Below are 15,752 nucleotides of genomic sequence, written 5' to 3' on the forward strand. Positions count from 1 at the left end.
GTTGGTAGTCCAGACGCATGATTTCATGTCAGTAACCTTCCCCTCCGGGATGTCCTGTATTTCTAATCTTTTAAAGGAGGGGCTGTCAATGGATTTGACAGTATATCACGATGGCCAATTTTTTGTTGGAATCATTACATGTAAAGAACAAAGGAAATTGTATGGGGCGAGGTATATTTTTGGGGCGGAACCGTCAGATGAAGAAGTGCTTATGTTTGTGAATGGTTCACTTTTAGAGCATTTTCAGCACTTTGCAAAATGTGGTGTAGAAGTTAAAGAAAAACAGCGTCCTAAAAACATAAAGCGTATCATACGACAAGCAGCAAAAGAAATAAATATTAAACGTTTTACTAAGGCGCAAGAGGCGATTAGTTTATCTTATGAATTGCATAAACAAGAAAAGAAAGTGCAGTCTAAAGAGAAGCGAGAAGCTGAAAAAGAAAGAAGACGTTTAATGAAAGTACAAAAAGCAAAGCAAAAACATCGTGGTCATTAAAGAAAAGGTGTTAGAGCAAGAGCTCTAACACCTTTTCTATACTTAAATACAAGTAAACTTACTTGTATTTCATAAACATTAACTGGTAAGATACAAATAGGTAGTTTTAGAGGAGGGAAAAGAGTGATTAATTTTAACTTTTTTATGAATGATGTTGTCCGCCAAGCGCGTGAAGAGATTGTCTCTGCTGGATATACAGAATTGACGACGCCAGAAGCGGTAGAAGAAGCGTTTAAAAGAAATGGAACAACACTTGTAATGGTAAACTCTGTATGTGGTTGTGCAGGTGGTATTGCTCGTCCTGCTGCTGCGCATTCCGTACATTATGATAAACGTCCTAACCACCTTGTAACGGTGTTTGCAGGTCAAGATAAAGAAGCGACAGCAAGAGCGCGTGAATATTTCGAAGGGTACCCACCTTCTTCTCCATCATTTGCTTTATTAAAAGATGGAAAAATTGTAACGATGGTAGAGCGTCATGAAATTGAAGGTCATGAACCGATGCAAGTTATTGCGAAACTACAATCATATTTTGAAGAGAATTGTGAAGAACTATAAAAAATAAGAGAAAAGGCGGCACGTCCACAATCAAGTGGATGTGCCGCCTTTTTTATTTATTATTAAAATTTATGGAATATGCATAGTTGTGTTATTTTATGCATCATTTTATACATAAAAAATAGCATTTATATTGTTTTGTTATTTATTTTTATTTTATATATTGCATAAAAATAAAAGTGCTGATACAATACAAACATCGAATAAATATTCTATTAAACTTTTAAATATACATCATTAGGGGGAAGAAAGATGAAGAAGTTAGTATCAATATCGTTTGCACTTATTTTAATTGTAAGTATATTCAGCGCTTGTAGTAATGGGGAATCGAAAGAAACAAAAGGAAATAAAAAAGTACTCGTAATGGGAACTTCAGCAGATTATAAACCTTATGAATATGTAGATGCGTCAAAGAGCGATGAAATTATCGGCTTTGATGTTGATGTTGCTAAATATATCGGAAAAGAACTTGGGTATGAAGTGAAAGTGAAAGATATGGATTTTGGTGGTTTATTAGCATCTCTTAGTTCAGGAAAAGTTGATTTCGTAATGGCAGGCATGACGCCAACTGCAGAGCGTAAAAATAATGTTGATTTTACAGATATTTATTTTGTTGCGAAAAATATGGTCGTTTCTAAAAAGGATTCTAACATTAAATCTGTAGAGGATTTAAAAGGGAAAAAAGTAGGAGTACAAACAGGGTCTATTCAAGAAGAGAAAGCAGCAGAATTTAAAAAACAAGTAGATTTCCAGGTTGAGGGACGTGACCGTATACCAGAAATCGTACAAGAAATTAAAGCTGGTCGTTTTGACGCTGCAATTATAGAAGACACAGTTGCTAAAAATTATTTAGAGAAAATGAAAGATTTACAAGGAGTTGAAATTAAAGAAGCGCCAGAAGAAGTTGGAGCAGCAATTGCCCTTCCGAAAAACAGTGATAAAACAGCTGAATTTAATAAAGTAATTAAAAAAATGCAAGAAAATGGAGAAATGGATAAATTAGTGAAGAAATGGTTTGGCAGCGGAAAATAAGCTGCCTTTCACTTTTCTGTGAGGGGAATGAAAAGAATGAACTTAGATTTTTCGGCGATTACGCCTTCGATACCATATATACTAAAAGGTTTAGAAGTTACTTTGAAAATTGTAGCAGTATCAGCTTTAGCAGGATTTATTTTAGGAACGCTATTAGCACTTTGTAAAATTGCTAGAATACGAGCATTAAATATAGCAGCAGATTTTTATACATCAATTTTTCGTGGTACACCCCTTGTATTGCAATTAATGATTATTTATTTCGGTGTCCCGCAAATAATTGGTTATGAAATACCAGCATTCTTAGCTGCTGTACTTGCATTTAGCTTGAATTCAGGTGCATACATGTCAGAAGTAATTCGTGCTGGTATTCAAGCGGTGGATAAAGGACAAACAGAAGCAGCAATGGCTTTAGGGGTACCATACGGAAAAATGATGAGAAATATTATTTTCCCTCAAGCATTAAAAAATATATTACCAGCGCTTGTGAACGAATTTGCGACACTTACGAAAGAATCGGCTGTAGTAACAGTAATAGGCGCGACTGATTTAATGCGTCGTGCTTACATCGTAGGCGGTGAGACATTTAAATATCTTGAACCATTACTTTTTGTTGGACTGATTTATTATATGTTAGTCATTATTCTTACATTAGTCGGGAAGGCAATTGAAGGGAGAATGAAGAAAAGTGATTAAAATTGAAAACCTTCATAAATCATTTGGTAAAAACGAAGTATTAAAAGGAATTACAACAACGATTGAAAAAGGGGAAGTAGTTGCAATTATAGGACCTTCTGGATCAGGAAAATCAACATTTTTACGTTGTATGAATATGTTAGAAGCACCAACGGATGGTCACATTTGGATTGGAACGGAAGAAGTAACGAATCCGAAAACGAATGTTATGCATGTTCGTGAAAATGTCGGTATGGTATTTCAACATTTTCACTTATTTCCTCATATGACTGTATTAGAAAATATTACGTATGCTCCTACCAATGTAAAAGGGGTAACGAAGCAAGAAGCTGAAAAGAAAGCTGAGAAACTTTTAGAAAAGGTTGGACTAGTAGATAAAAAAGATACGTATCCAAATCGTCTTTCGGGAGGACAAAAGCAACGTGTAGCAATTGCAAGAGCGTTAGCAATGGAACCCGAAGTTATGTTATTTGATGAACCGACATCGGCGCTAGATCCAGAGATGGTGAAAGAAGTGTTAGAAGTCATGAAATCGTTAGTTACGACAGGAATGACGATGGCTATCGTTACACATGAAATGGGCTTTGCAAAAGAAGTGGCAGATCGTGTTCTTTTCTTGGACGGAGGAAAGCTTGTAGAAGATAGTGCGCCAGAAGAATTTTTTGCAGCGCCGAAAAGTGAACGTGCGCAACAATTTTTACAAAAAATATTGTAATATGAAAAGGTTATGTGAATAATAAGTAGAAAAGGATGACATTGTGTCATCCTTTTTTTATACTAGCTGTAAATACGTTTATACATATAGGAGTAATGATATGTTTAAAATTGGATACCGTACAGTAAAAACAGCAATAGGGACAGGCGCGGCAGTTTTTATTGCTCAGTTATTAGGGTTGGAATTTTATAGTTCAGCAGGTATTTTAGTTATTTTATGTGTACAAAATACGAAGCGCAAATCGCTTCAAGTGTCGTTACATCGTTTTCTAGCTTGTGTATTATCAATGGTATTCGCGTTTTGTATTTTTGAAACGATCGGCTATACACCACTTGCAATTAGCATATTGTTACTTACATTTATTCCGACTGCAGTAATGCTTAAAATTCAAGAAGGCATTGTCACGAGTTCAGTTATTGTTATGCATCTATATTCATTGAAGCAAATTACATGGCTTATAGTTGGAAATGAAATTGCTATATTAACGATAGGGATTAGCGTGGCGTTATTAGTAAATATGTATATGCCGAGTAGTGAAAATAAGCTAAAAGAGTATCAGGATAAAATAGAGAGCAATTTTAAAACGATTTTGTTTGAAATGGTTGTGTATTTACGAAATCGAGAAAGTAGTTGGAGTGGGGCAGAACTCATTGAAACCGAGAATATGTTAAATGAAGCAAGAGATTTATCGTTTAAAAAACTTGAGAATGCATTTATGCGAGAAGATGATTATTACTATCGTTATTTTAATATGCGTATGCAACAATTCGAAATTTTAGAGCGAATGATACCACTAGCAGCTTCTTTATCATGGACATATGAACAAGCTGATATGATTGCAGATGTTGTTGAAAACATTGGTAATGCTATTAGCCCTGAGAGTACTGGCGTTATTTCCTTAAGGCAGCTTCAAGAAATGAGGGAATTATTTAGAGACATGCCATTACCAGCTACACGCGAAGAATTTGAGATACGTGCGAAACTTGTTCAACTTGTGTATGAAATGGAACAATATTTACTCATTAAAAGTCGCTTTAAGGGAAAGGATAATATAAAAGAACTTATATAGAAGGTAGGAATTATCTATGCCGTATCTTCTCTCTATCATATTATGTCTTTCTTTATCGCCGATTTGGCCTCTTGGGGATAATCCACGTGCCGGAGATCCTTTTATTATTGTAAATAAAGCAACGAATAAATTAGCTTACATTGACGATGGAAAGATTCAAAAGGTTTTTCCAGTAGCGACAGGGAAAACGAATGAATTAACTCCAGAAGGAACTTTTGATGTTGTAATGAAAGCGAAGGATCCGTATTATATTGCGAAGGATATTCCAGGTGGGTCGCCAAAAAATCCACTTGGGTCAAGGTGGATTGGATTTAATGCAAGAGGAACTGATGGAAGTAAATATGGAATACATGGAACAAACCAACCGAGTTCAATTGGAAAGTATATTTCACAAGGGTGTATAAGAATGAAGAAAAACGATGTGGAATATTTGTTTGATCGCATTCCAATTGGAACGAAAGTATGGATTGTGAAATCGAAAAAATCATTTCAGCAATTGGCAAAAGAAAAAGGAGCCGTTGCATATGAAAAAGCCAACGAAAAGGTTGGCTTTTTCTATTATAATAAGTTGTCTTGACATGTGTACATAACCGTGCGTTAATGAGAATATAGAAAGATAAAATTAGATAAAGGGGTTGCTCATATGTACTTGAATCCAAAACTTTCGTATATGCAGTTTTTTATGGGATTTCTATTTGTTATTACATTCATATTGGCAACTTTTAATATATGTTCTTATCTTGTAGCAATTGTATGTATGGCATTACTTAATCTAACTTTTGTTATTGGAGCATTTCAGCAGAAACAATATACAAGTTTTGTAATAGCACTTGTAATGTCATTTTCCTTTAGTATTGTAGCGATTGTGTTTTATATAAAATAAACCATCTCGATATCGAGATGGTTTATTTTGTCATGTGTAAAAAGTAAAAAAAGGACGAACACATCGCCCTTTTTACCAAAACATACTCGCGCCAGCAAGTAATGTTGTTACAAGCATAGAAATCAGCATCACATAAACCATAACTTTTTGAGCTTTTTTATGCATCGTTATACCTCCTTGCAAATCAGTACAATTTCATTGTAACGAGAAATGAAATTATGGACAAGGGGAGAGTGAGGACAAAATTCGGGAGGGGATTGCAAAATATAACAGGAAATTTGAGTGTGTATAGAGAATATAGTAAAAGGGTATATTGTTAATTTTTAGTTGGGCAAGCTGAAGAATGGAGATACGATGATGAAAATATACGAAACAGATCGTTTATACTTAAGGGAAATTGATGAGTCGTATGCTGAAACAGTTCTTCAATATTACGACAGAAATCGTGAATTTTTAAAAGCTTGGGAAGAGTATAGACCGGATGATTTTTTTACGCTAGATTATCAAAAGAAAAAGTTGCAAAAGGATAGAAAAGAGTTCGAAGAAGGGAAAATCATCAGACTATGGATTTTTAAAAAGGGTGATGATACGAAAATAATTGGGTGTATTTCATTTAATTTAATCGTTCGTGGCATTTATCAATCTTGTGTACTCAGTTATAAATTAGATAAAGCAGAGTTAAACAAAGGGTATACGACAGAAGCGCTTAGAAAAGCAATTCAAGTTGCTTTTGGGGAATTTCAGTTACATCGTATAGAAGCTCCGATTATGCCTCGTAATTTAGCATCTATACAAGTAGTAACAAAGATAGGTTTTCAATATGAAGGCGTGTCTAGGAAGATGTTAATGGTAAATGGCGTGTGGGAAGATCATATGCGCTGGGTATTGTTAAATGAGTAATAGAAAGCAGATGGTTATCTAGACATGTAAACCATCTGTTTTTTGTCTTGTATTTCGAAACTTTTGCGAAATTCTGTTATAATTAATAGTGTTACATACATAATGGTAGTGCAGGAGGCGCAGTCTTATGATTAATCAAGAACGTTTAGTAAATGAATTTATGGAATTAGTACAAGTAGATTCTGAAACGAAATTTGAAGCAGAAATCTGCAAAGTATTAACGAAGAAATTTACAGATTTAGGTGTAGAAGTATTTGAAGATGACACAATGGCTGTAACTGGTCATGGTGCAGGTAACTTAATTTGTACTTTACCAGCAACAAAAGATGGTGTTGATACAATTTACTTTACTTCTCATATGGATACAGTAGTTCCTGGTAATGGAATTAAGCCTTCTATTAAAGATGGATATATCGTATCAGATGGTACAACAATTTTAGGTGCGGATGATAAAGCTGGATTAGCATCAATGTTCGAAGCGATCCGTGTTTTAAAAGAGAAAAATATCCCTCATGGTAAAATAGAATTTATTATTACAGTCGGAGAAGAATCAGGTCTTGTTGGTGCAAAAGCATTAGACCGTGAGCGTATTACAGCGAAATATGGCTACGCATTAGATAGCGATGGAAAAGTTGGTGAAATCGTTGTTGCAGCTCCAACACAAGCGAAAGTGAACGCAATTATTCGCGGGAAAACAGCTCACGCTGGTGTAGCGCCGGAGAAAGGTGTATCTGCAATTACTATCGCAGCGAAAGCAATTGCGAAGATGCCACTTGGTCGCATTGACTCTGAAACGACTGCAAATATTGGACGTTTTGAAGGTGGTACACAAACGAATATCGTTTGCGATCATGTACAAATCTTTGCAGAAGCTCGTTCTTTAATTAATGAGAAAATGGAAGCACAAGTTGCGAAAATGAAAGAAGCATTTGAAACAACTGCAAAAGAAATGGGCGGTCATGCAGACGTTGAAGTAAACGTTATGTACCCAGGATTTAAATTTGCTGATGGCGATCACGTTGTAGAAGTTGCAAAACGTGCAGCTGAAAAAATTGGTCGTACACCTTCTCTTCATCAAAGTGGTGGCGGAAGTGATGCAAACGTAATTGCAGGACATGGTATCCCAACAGTTAACTTAGCGGTTGGTTATGAAGAAATTCATACAACAAACGAGAAGATTCCTGTTGAAGAATTAGCAAAAACAGCAGAATTAGTTGTTGCAATTATTGAAGAAGTAGCGAAGTAATGGAATAGAAAAAGCGTGTAAATCAATTATGATTTACACGCTTTTTATTTTGATTCGATTGCTTTGACAAGACGTATAAGCGAATATAAGAAAAACTATGGAAGTATATACGTTGTTGCTACATGTACTAGACGAGGGAATAACCTTAACGTATTCATATTGAAAATCGGAAGTAGTAAATAATTAATTGCAATGATTAATATAACTACAAGGAATGTATAGTTGAGTTTATCCCGCTATTTGCCGGACAGTAAGACCCCTACCTCAAAATTCAGCGAAAGTAAAGAAGTTAGGTGGGGGCCCTGCTGCCCGTAAAAGTCCGATTAGTGAGAGTTGATTAAAGTTTCGATTTATATCGATTATAAAAAAGAACAAGTAATTATTATAACTATTGTGCAAAATTTGATATAATAAAAGAACGAACGTTCTGATTAGGGAGTGAGTACTATGCGAGAAATGTATCCGAAAAATGGTCGTGTTATTTTACATGTAGATATGAATTGCTTTTTCGCATCTGTTGAAATTGCTCATGATCCATCATTACAAGGAAAGCCATTAGCGGTTGCTGGAAATGAAAAAGAGAGAAAAGGAATTATTATAACATGTAGTTATGAGGCGAGGGAATACGGAATACGTACGACGATGCCCCTTTGGGAAGCGAAAAGGTTATGCCCGCAATTAGTTGTAAGGCGTCCTAATTTCACATTATATCGCGAAGCTTCATTTCAAATGTTTCAAGTCCTTTCTCGTTTTACAGAAAAGATACAACCAGTCTCAATAGATGAAGGATATTTAGATATTACAGATTGCTACGCACTTGGTTCGCCTCTTGAAATAGCAAAGATGATTCAACAAGCACTATTAACAGAGTTGCAGCTTCCGTGTAGTATCGGAATCGCTCCAAATCTTTTCCTAGCAAAAACAGCTTCTGATATGAAAAAACCTCTCGGTATTACCGTACTTCGAAAACGTGATATTCCAGAAATGATTTGGCCACTTTCAGTTGAAGCAATGCATGGGATTGGAGAAAAAACAGCTGAAAAATTAAATGAAATTCATATACATACAATTGAACAGTTAGCGAAGGGAGACGAGCATATCATTCGCGCTAAAATTGGCAAGCACGGTATTGATTTACAAAAGCGTGCAAAAGGTACGGATGATAGGGAAGTGGATCCGAGTCAAATGGGCCAACATAAAAGTGTCGGTAACTCGATGACTTTTTCAAAGGATATGGATGAAGAGAAAGAATTACTTGATATGTTAGAACGGTTATCAAAATCAGTGAGTAAAAGATTACAAAAGCGAACCCTTGTTAGCTATAATATTCAAATTATGATTAAATACCATGATAGGCGAACAGTAACACGGAGTAAGCAATTGAAAAATGCAATTTGGGAAGAACGCGATATTTTTCAAGCAGCATCCCGTTTATGGAAGCAACATTGGGATGGTGATTCCGTTCGTTTACTAGGTGTTACAGCTACTGAAATAGAGTGGAAGACAGAATCGGTGAAACAATTAGATTTATTTTCATTTGAAGAGGATGCGAAAAAAGAACCACTACTTGCTGTCATTGATCAAATTAACGATAAGTATGGAACACCGATTTTACAACGAGGTAGTCAACTACTACGTAAGCAAGAGAAGTCGTTTCAACAAAAGTTAGAAAATAAGTTTATGTAGAAGGTGTCATGAAGTAGTAAAATCATGACACCTTTCCTAGTTAACTCGCTTCTAAATTTAAAGAAGTCTTCCATCCAGCTCCAGTAACGCCAGATTCTAATAGCATTCTACTTACTATTTTTTCAATTAAGATAGCCGCATTTGTCTTGCAATGTAATGTAGCCTGTATACACACCTTTTGATTAGAATCTACGTCTTCACTATACAACTCTTTTAAACCGATTCCTTCTGTACTTACCATATGCATAAGTAAAAAACGAATATGTGCTTCATTTTCTTCTGAACAAGTAAGGGAAAGTAAGTAGTTCGTTTGTTCTGGTGATTCTTCTTTTGATTTTTTATTCATAAAAAGAGCAATTGGGCGAAGAAGTATATTTGCTAGTAACACGCCTGCTGCACCTAATATAGCTGCAACGAGGAAACCGGCGCCTGTAAGAGTACCGACAGCAGCTGCACACCATAAAGTAGCTGCTGTATTTAGCCCTCTAATACTAAAACCATCGCGGATAATAACGCCACCCCCTAAAAATCCAATACCACTAACGACTTGAGCAGCAATGCGGGATGGGCTAGCATCATGATCAAGCATGACGGATAATAAAACAAGTATACAGGCACCAAGTGATACGAGAGCATTTGTCCGTAACCCAGCCATTCGGTGTCTCCATTGTCTTTCCATTCCAATGCAAGCTCCTACAATAATTGCTATAACTAACCTGAATACAATGTCGTACCATACCATCATGGTCACCTCCATATATAATATGTGTTATGTTTTTTAGAATGAGCGGGGGATACCCACTCATTCTTATTTTTACAACCAGCTATGAAACTTTTTAATATAAAGCTTTTTCAGGAATTGTGTTAAAAAAGCGTAGCCTAATAGTATTCCTACTAACCAAGGGAAATAGTTAAGTGGCAATGCTTGTAAACCAACGGCTGCACCAAGTGGTGAGAATGGAATATAAATCCCGATTGCCATAATAAGAGCGGTTAATAAAACGACTGGTGTTGATGCAGTGCTTTGAATAAATGGAATCTTTTGTGTTCTTATCATGTGAACAATTAAAGTTTGTGTTAACAACCCAACGACAAACCAACCGGACTGGAATAATGATTGCTCGCTCGGTGTATTTGCACCAAATACATTCCACATGACTACGTATGTGATAATATCAAATATAGAACTAATTGGGCCGATACAAATAATGAAGTTTCGTAAGTTTGCAGTATCCCATTTTCGTGGTTTTTCTAGAAACTCTTTATCCATTTTGTCCCATGGAATAGAAAGTTGTGAAATATCATAAAGTAAGTTTTGAATTAAAAGATGAATGGCAAGCATCGGTAAAAAAGGAATGAAAGCACTTGCTACTAACACGCTAAACACATTACCGAAGTTAGAGCTAGCTGTCATCTTAATATATTTTAAAATATTTCCGAATGTAGTACGTCCTTCTAAAATCCCTGCTTCTAATATAGTTAAACTTTTTTCGAGTAGAATAATATCGGAAGCTTCTTTCGCAATATCAGTAGCAGTATCAACAGATATTCCGACATCAGCTTCACGTAATGCTACAGCATCGTTAATGCCGTCTCCCATGTAACCTACAGTGTGTCCATTTCCTTGTAATGCGTGTATAATACGAGATTTTTGCATGGGATTAAGCTTCGCAAATACAGTCGTTTCTTCGGCAAGTCTTGCTAATGCTTTATCTGGTAAAGAATCAATCTCGTAACCGAGGATTGGTTCGCAGATATCTAATCCAACTTCTTTACAAACCTTTCTTGTAACAATTTCGTTATCGCCAGTTAAAATTTTCACTTGTACACCATGTTTTTGTAATGCTTGAATTGCAGCTGCTGCAGATGGTTTCGGTGGATCTAAAAAGCCGATATATCCAGCGAGAATCATATCAGTTTCGTCTTTTACTGCGTACTCTGTATCATTTATTCTTCTATCTTTTTTATAAGCCACAGCAATAACCCGCATACCTTCACTATTTAGTGTCTCACTTATTTTTTTGACATTTGAACGTATTTCCTGGGTGAGTGGAACGATTTTTTCATCCACTTCAGTGTAGTTACAAATTGATAAAATTTCTTCTACGGCACCTTTACAAACCATTGTATGTTCACCTGAAATATCCTTTACGATGACTGACATACGCCGGCGGGCGAAATCGAATGGAATTTCATCTAGCTTTTGAAAAGCTGATGGATTAAATGTATTGTTTTCCTCTGTATGCTTAATAACAGCTTTATCTATTAAATTTTTCAATCCAGTTTGATAGAAACTATTTAAATAGGCAAATTGCAAGACGCGATTGCATTCATTTCCCTTGGGATCTAAGTGACGAACAAGGACAACGTTATCTTCTGTTAAAGTTCCGGTTTTATCTGTACAAAGAATGTTCATAGCACCTAAGTTTTGAATAGAATTTAGCTGTTTTACAATTACTTTTTGTTTAGACATTTTAACGGCACCTTTAGCTAAATTAGCAGTTACAATCATTGGTAACATTTCAGGTGTAAGGCCAACAGCGACGGCAATAGCGAAGAAGAAAGCTTCTTGCCAATCACCTTTTGTGAATCCATTAATGAGAAGGACAATAGGTGCCATAATAAGCATGAATGTAATTAAGAGCCAGCTTACTTTGTTTACACCTTTATCAAAGTTTGTTTCTACACGCTTTCCAATTACCTTATTGGCTAAAGAGCCGAAATACGTATCGGTACTTGTTGAGATGACAACAGCTTTTGCGCTACCACTTACAATATTTGTTCCCATGAAACAAAGGTTTTCCATATCGAGTGGATTGTAATTTTTTTTCATGTTTGTCGGTAAGATATGCTTATTTTCTGTATGGTAGCAGTGTTCGTATTTTTCTACAGGAAATGCTTCCCCTGTTAAAGAAGATTGATTAACAAATAAATCTTTAGCGGATACAATACGCACATCAGCTGGAATGATATCACCGGCTGAAAGGGAAATGATATCGCCAGGTACAAGTTCCTCAATTGGAATTTCTGTTGTGTAATTTCGATTTAAATTCGTTACATTTTTTGTTTCATGTACAAATCCATTTATTCTAAATACGCTTGCAGTTGTTCGAACCATAGCTTTTAAATTATCGGCAGCTTTTTGAGAACGAAATTCTTGGGAAAACCGAATTGTTGCACTAAGTAGTACCATTGCAGATACGACAATTGTTCCTTGCATATCATCCGTGAAAAAGGAGAGTGCTCCAAGAGCTAATAAAACGAAAATAAATGGATTTTTAAATGCCGACAGAAATTGAATGTACCACGGTGCCATTTTATTATGAGCTATTTCGTTCGGACCATATAAAGAAAGTCTACGAGACGCTTCTTGTTTAGATAATCCATCTTGTGTTGTTTCTAAAAGTTTTAACGCAGAGCTTACATCTTGTGTTGCAACCTCCACTAATAATTCGTTATTTGTTTTCATGCTATCTTGCTCATAAGCATGCTTTGTTTCTTGTCTTTGTAAATTAAACATCGGTAGTTCCTCCTCTGTCATGAAGGAGGAAACAATCTGTTACCTAACTATTTGAAATGGTGAGGAACAGTTTCTTTCCTACCTACATGATGAAATATGAATGTAAAACGTATGGGTATCTGGGCCGAATCATCAATTGCCAACTGTTCCTCACCTCCGTACAATTTAGTAGTTTCTGAATATGCTATGTTTGTTTCATAGTAAGGTGCATATAGACGTAAAAAGACCTTTACTCAAAACGAGTAAAGGTCTGAATTCGCAGTTAAAAGAGTCCACAACAAAGACTGTTAGTAGACATAAATAAAAACAGTTTTTGTGTATGACAAAATACATGCACCTCTCCCTCGTTGAGTTTTAGCACTGTATAGCATAGGTACTGAAACCAGCTACATTAAAAAAGGCCTTCATTCCGACCTTTCCTGTTGACCCATTGGCGTCTCTCGACATTTTTGGGCAGCAGCGTTTCTCTATACAGGAGCCTCACCTAACAGAGACCATATTCAATTACATGTTGAATGTTAGCACTGTAAAATTGTAGTGTCAATATCTTTTTTATCTGTGTTTTTAAAATATTAAACGGATTTATAATAGATATGTGGGATGAAATGTATGATATTGATTATAAATAATATGAAAAATAAATATTTTTATAAAAGGGGAATTTGTAATGGGATCACAAAATTTTATTATAAATATTGAGAATCAAAAGTGGTTGTTTAATGAGCAGGAAGATTTATGTTCTCACGGGGAAATTTATTTAAATGTGGATGGAACGATTATTACACAAACAGGTATGGATGAGGAATGGGGAATAAGTGAATCAGCTTTAGCTCTGTTACGAACTTTAGATAAAGAATATATTTGTGATATTGAAAATGAAGAGGGGCTTATTTTGCACGGATGTGGCACTATGCTCATGTTAGGATGCCCAATTTCAATTCATTGGACTATAAACCATATAGGTGAAAATGTGGTTTTAAAGGATTTTGTCAAAGTTATTTCTACTGATCAAAAGGCTATATACTATGAAGGGCTTCATATAGAAGTAAATGAAAATGAATATAGAAAACAAATTGTTTCTTTTGCACTACAAGCAAAAGAATTATTTAATAAATCAAGTGAAAAGATAATTTCAAATGAGTTTGAGCGAAGTATGTATACCGACTTTTGGACGGAATATAATCATTTGCTAAATAAGTATAAATAAAAAAGCACTGTAACCAGTGCTTTTTTATTATAGATTACGAGATTGTAGGGTTTTCAAAAATAACAATCTCTGAACTGTTTGTAGTTGAAACGCGTTGGGCGTAATATGTTAAAGCTGAAGAAATATATGCTGGTAACGTATCATTTGTATGTGATGTTGTATATTCATGGATTAATTCCTTTAAAGTTGTCCATTCTAATTGTGCTGGGTGATCAGACACGAAAGAACTTACCCAGCGATCAAATGAAGATGAAAAATCAGTTTGTAAACGAAATACTTCTTTCATAATAAAACGCTCCCTTAAAATGTAGTATAATCATTTTAACACAAAACACGAACGATTGCTAAATTTTTTAAGTATAATGTTCGTGTTATATAGTTGTCTAGATGATTGGTTATGTAAATTCAATTTGCCATTTGAAATAACATTCCGTAAGATGAGAGATAGAGTATATTTAGAGCTGGAGGAAAGAAAGTGGAATTTGTATTTTTAGGAACTGGTGCAGGTGTTCCTTCAAAAGGAAGGAACGTTTCAGCAATTGCTTTACAATTGTTAGAAGAACGAGGACAAACTTGGTTATTTGATTGTGGCGAGGCCACGCAACATCAAATATTACATACATCTGTACGTCCGCGCCGCATTGAAAAAATATTTATTACGCATTTACATGGCGATCATATTTTTGGATTGCCTGGTTTATTAGGTAGCCGTTCATTTCAAGGAGGAACTACGCCTTTAACGGTGTATGGACCGAAAGGAATTAAACAATTTATTGAAGTGGCATTATCGGTAAGTACGACACATGTGAAATATCCACTTGAAGTTGTGGAGATAACAGAAGAAGGTACCGTATTTGAAGATAATGAATTTTATGTAGAAACGAAAAGATTGTCACACGGTATAGAATGCTTTGGATATCGTATTGTAGAGAAAGATATACAAGGTGCTCTTTTAGTTGATAAGTTGCTTGAGATGGGTGTGAAACCAGGTCCAATCTTTAAACGTTTAAAAGATGGTGAAGTAGTTGAATTAGAGGATGGCACGATATTAAATGGAAATGAGTTTATCGGCCCACCTCAAAAAGGAAGAATTATTACTATCTTAGGTGATACGCGATATTGCGAAGCGAGTAGGGAGCTTGCGCAAGATGCAGATGTACTTGTCCATGAAGCGACTTTCGCAGCAGAAGATGAGCAACAAGCGTATGATTATTTTCATTCTACATCTAAGCAAGCTGCGAGCATTGCACTTCAGGCAAATGCGAAGCGACTAATATTAACTCACATTAGTTCTCGCTATCAAGGAGATACATATAAGGAATTATTGAAAGAGGCTAGAGAGTTGTTTTCTAATACAGAAATAGCGACAGATTTGAAATCATTCCCAGTAGAAAAATAATAATTTTGTAAAAAATGGTAACGGTGGGTTACCATTTTTTTATGTCTAAAAAAATTTAAAAATAAAACTGTTATTATTTTATACTTATACTTGGATGGTACAGAAAATTAGAATGGTTTGAATATATACGATAAAAATACGAAATAATGATTATTTAGAAAAACTGTTATATAAGTCAGATGACATACAAGTGATACAAATAGCAGAAATGGACTGTTATTCAGAACTTTTAAAATTCAACAAAAGTAAGCGTTTTATAAAAAACAAGCTATAATGAGGGCAGATTATAATTTATGATAAGTCGCATGTATTTTAGTCATTATCGTAACAAGTGAAGTTGACTAA

Annotated in this window: 17 protein-coding genes and 1 riboswitch; of the genes, 13 read left to right on the plus strand and 4 right to left on the minus strand. The window is 35.2% G+C overall.

From position 1 onward, the window contains the following. Nucleotides 1-88: 88 nt before the first annotated feature. The 8 genes from IQ781_RS22330 to IQ781_RS22365 all read left to right on the plus strand — a co-directional run bounded on the left by IQ781_RS22330 (nt 89) and on the right by IQ781_RS22365 (nt 5,449). Entirely contained in the window at nt 89-496 is a 408-nt protein-coding gene (locus tag IQ781_RS22330; RefSeq protein ID WP_059303461.1) for a YjdF family protein, read from the plus strand. A 144-nt stretch (nt 497-640) separates the two neighbouring features. Then, the gene (locus IQ781_RS22335; RefSeq protein WP_001979317.1) at nt 641-1,054 is read left to right on the plus strand and encodes a BrxA/BrxB family bacilliredoxin; all 414 of its coding nucleotides are present in this window, start codon (nt 641-643) and stop codon (nt 1,052-1,054) included. 252 nt (nt 1,055-1,306) lie between these two features. Then, on the plus strand, nt 1,307-2,086 hold the full coding sequence (locus IQ781_RS22340) for a transporter substrate-binding domain-containing protein (RefSeq protein ID WP_000737675.1): 780 nt from the start codon (nt 1,307-1,309) through the stop codon (nt 2,084-2,086). A 36-nt stretch (nt 2,087-2,122) separates the two neighbouring features. Next, a complete protein-coding gene (locus IQ781_RS22345; protein WP_001046916.1) occupies nt 2,123-2,782 on the plus strand; it encodes an amino acid ABC transporter permease in 660 nt (219 codons plus the stop codon). Next, entirely contained in the window at nt 2,775-3,497 is a 723-nt protein-coding gene (locus IQ781_RS22350) for an amino acid ABC transporter ATP-binding protein (protein ID WP_000590206.1), read from the plus strand. The genes IQ781_RS22345 and IQ781_RS22350 overlap by 8 nt, the downstream gene beginning before the upstream one ends. A gap of 100 nt (nt 3,498-3,597) precedes the next feature. Then, nucleotides 3,598-4,566, plus strand: coding sequence for an aromatic acid exporter family protein (locus tag IQ781_RS22355; RefSeq protein WP_000472671.1), 969 nt, complete (start codon nt 3,598-3,600; stop codon nt 4,564-4,566). Between the two features lie 16 nt (nt 4,567-4,582). After that, nucleotides 4,583-5,143 carry a L,D-transpeptidase gene (locus tag IQ781_RS22360; protein ID WP_001146566.1) on the plus strand — a complete coding sequence of 187 codons (561 nt, stop codon included), beginning with the start codon at nt 4,583-4,585 and terminating at the stop codon, nt 5,141-5,143. 66 nt (nt 5,144-5,209) lie between these two features. Further along, nucleotides 5,210-5,449: a DUF3894 domain-containing protein gene (locus IQ781_RS22365; RefSeq protein ID WP_000281167.1), complete on the plus strand. Its 240-nt coding sequence runs from the start codon at nt 5,210-5,212 to the stop codon at nt 5,447-5,449. A 72-nt stretch (nt 5,450-5,521) separates the two neighbouring features. On the opposite strand, the gene prli42 is transcribed toward IQ781_RS22365, so the two are convergent. Next, a complete protein-coding gene (gene prli42, locus IQ781_RS22370; protein WP_000549040.1) occupies nt 5,522-5,614 on the minus strand; it encodes a stressosome-associated protein Prli42 in 93 nt (30 codons plus the stop codon). A gap of 189 nt (nt 5,615-5,803) precedes the next feature. On the opposite strand from prli42, the gene IQ781_RS22375 reads away from it, so the two are divergent. From IQ781_RS22375 to IQ781_RS22385, 3 genes are all read left to right on the plus strand, one after another. Further along, complete coding sequence (locus tag IQ781_RS22375) at nt 5,804-6,349, plus strand: GNAT family N-acetyltransferase (protein WP_001987197.1); 546 nt, start codon at nt 5,804-5,806, stop codon at nt 6,347-6,349. A 127-nt stretch (nt 6,350-6,476) separates the two neighbouring features. Beyond that, complete coding sequence (locus IQ781_RS22380) at nt 6,477-7,595, plus strand: tripeptidase T (RefSeq protein ID WP_000609803.1); 1,119 nt, start codon at nt 6,477-6,479, stop codon at nt 7,593-7,595. 447 nt (nt 7,596-8,042) lie between these two features. Beyond that, nucleotides 8,043-9,281 (plus strand): DNA polymerase IV, encoded by a 1,239-nt coding sequence (locus tag IQ781_RS22385; RefSeq protein ID WP_001208858.1) that lies wholly within the window; start codon nt 8,043-8,045, stop codon nt 9,279-9,281. Nucleotides 9,282-9,321: 40 nt separating this feature from the next. Here IQ781_RS22385 and IQ781_RS22390 read toward each other — a convergent pair whose 3' ends face one another. Together IQ781_RS22390 and mgtA are read right to left on the minus strand one after the other, a co-directional pair. After that, nucleotides 9,322-10,023, minus strand: coding sequence for an MgtC/SapB family protein (locus IQ781_RS22390; RefSeq protein ID WP_065382236.1), 702 nt, complete (start codon nt 10,021-10,023; stop codon nt 9,322-9,324). 72 nt (nt 10,024-10,095) lie between these two features. Further along, nucleotides 10,096-12,801 (minus strand): magnesium-translocating P-type ATPase, encoded by a 2,706-nt coding sequence (gene mgtA, locus IQ781_RS22395; protein WP_063220767.1) that lies wholly within the window; start codon nt 12,799-12,801, stop codon nt 10,096-10,098. A gap of 331 nt (nt 12,802-13,132) precedes the next feature. After that, a riboswitch (M-box (ykoK) riboswitch) is annotated at nt 13,133-13,300 on the minus strand. 168 nt (nt 13,301-13,468) lie between these two features. Here mgtA and IQ781_RS22400 point away from each other — a divergent pair. After that, complete coding sequence (locus IQ781_RS22400; protein ID WP_063220768.1) at nt 13,469-14,008, plus strand: hypothetical protein; 540 nt, start codon at nt 13,469-13,471, stop codon at nt 14,006-14,008. Between the two features lie 34 nt (nt 14,009-14,042). On the opposite strand, the gene IQ781_RS22405 is transcribed toward IQ781_RS22400, so the two are convergent. Next, on the minus strand, nt 14,043-14,294 hold the full coding sequence (locus tag IQ781_RS22405) for a DUF3932 family protein (RefSeq protein WP_000665709.1): 252 nt from the start codon (nt 14,292-14,294) through the stop codon (nt 14,043-14,045). Between the two features lie 189 nt (nt 14,295-14,483). Here IQ781_RS22405 and rnz point away from each other — a divergent pair, with 189 nt between their 5' ends. Further along, the gene (gene rnz / locus IQ781_RS22410; protein ID WP_000397455.1) at nt 14,484-15,407 is read left to right on the plus strand and encodes a ribonuclease Z; all 924 of its coding nucleotides are present in this window, start codon (nt 14,484-14,486) and stop codon (nt 15,405-15,407) included. Nucleotides 15,408-15,752 lie beyond the last annotated feature (345 nt).

Origin of the sequence: Bacillus sp. N447-1 (genome assembly GCF_022701035.1) — a bacterium.
Lineage (GTDB): Bacteria > Bacillota > Bacilli > Bacillales > Bacillaceae_G > Bacillus_A > Bacillus_A cereus.

Coding starts and splice junctions, on each gene's coding strand:
- IQ781_RS22390 (WP_065382236.1), bottom strand. CDS start 10,023: ATGGTATGGTACGACATTGTATTCAGGTTAGTTATAGCAATTATTGTA.
- mgtA (WP_063220767.1), bottom strand. CDS start 12,801: ATGTTTAATTTACAAAGACAAGAAACAAAGCATGCTTATGAGCAAGAT.
- IQ781_RS22330 (WP_059303461.1), top strand. CDS start 89: ATGGATTTGACAGTATATCACGATGGCCAATTTTTTGTTGGAATCATT.
- IQ781_RS22365 (WP_000281167.1), top strand. CDS start 5,210: ATGTACTTGAATCCAAAACTTTCGTATATGCAGTTTTTTATGGGATTT.
- IQ781_RS22405 (WP_000665709.1), bottom strand. CDS start 14,294: ATGAAAGAAGTATTTCGTTTACAAACTGATTTTTCATCTTCATTTGAT.
- IQ781_RS22340 (WP_000737675.1), top strand. CDS start 1,307: ATGAAGAAGTTAGTATCAATATCGTTTGCACTTATTTTAATTGTAAGT.
- IQ781_RS22360 (WP_001146566.1), top strand. CDS start 4,583: ATGCCGTATCTTCTCTCTATCATATTATGTCTTTCTTTATCGCCGATT.
- IQ781_RS22400 (WP_063220768.1), top strand. CDS start 13,469: ATGGGATCACAAAATTTTATTATAAATATTGAGAATCAAAAGTGGTTG.
- IQ781_RS22385 (WP_001208858.1), top strand. CDS start 8,043: ATGCGAGAAATGTATCCGAAAAATGGTCGTGTTATTTTACATGTAGAT.
- IQ781_RS22375 (WP_001987197.1), top strand. CDS start 5,804: ATGATGAAAATATACGAAACAGATCGTTTATACTTAAGGGAAATTGAT.
- prli42 (WP_000549040.1), bottom strand. CDS start 5,614: ATGCATAAAAAAGCTCAAAAAGTTATGGTTTATGTGATGCTGATTTCT.
- IQ781_RS22335 (WP_001979317.1), top strand. CDS start 641: ATGAATGATGTTGTCCGCCAAGCGCGTGAAGAGATTGTCTCTGCTGGA.
- IQ781_RS22345 (WP_001046916.1), top strand. CDS start 2,123: ATGAACTTAGATTTTTCGGCGATTACGCCTTCGATACCATATATACTA.
- IQ781_RS22355 (WP_000472671.1), top strand. CDS start 3,598: ATGTTTAAAATTGGATACCGTACAGTAAAAACAGCAATAGGGACAGGC.
- IQ781_RS22380 (WP_000609803.1), top strand. CDS start 6,477: ATGATTAATCAAGAACGTTTAGTAAATGAATTTATGGAATTAGTACAA.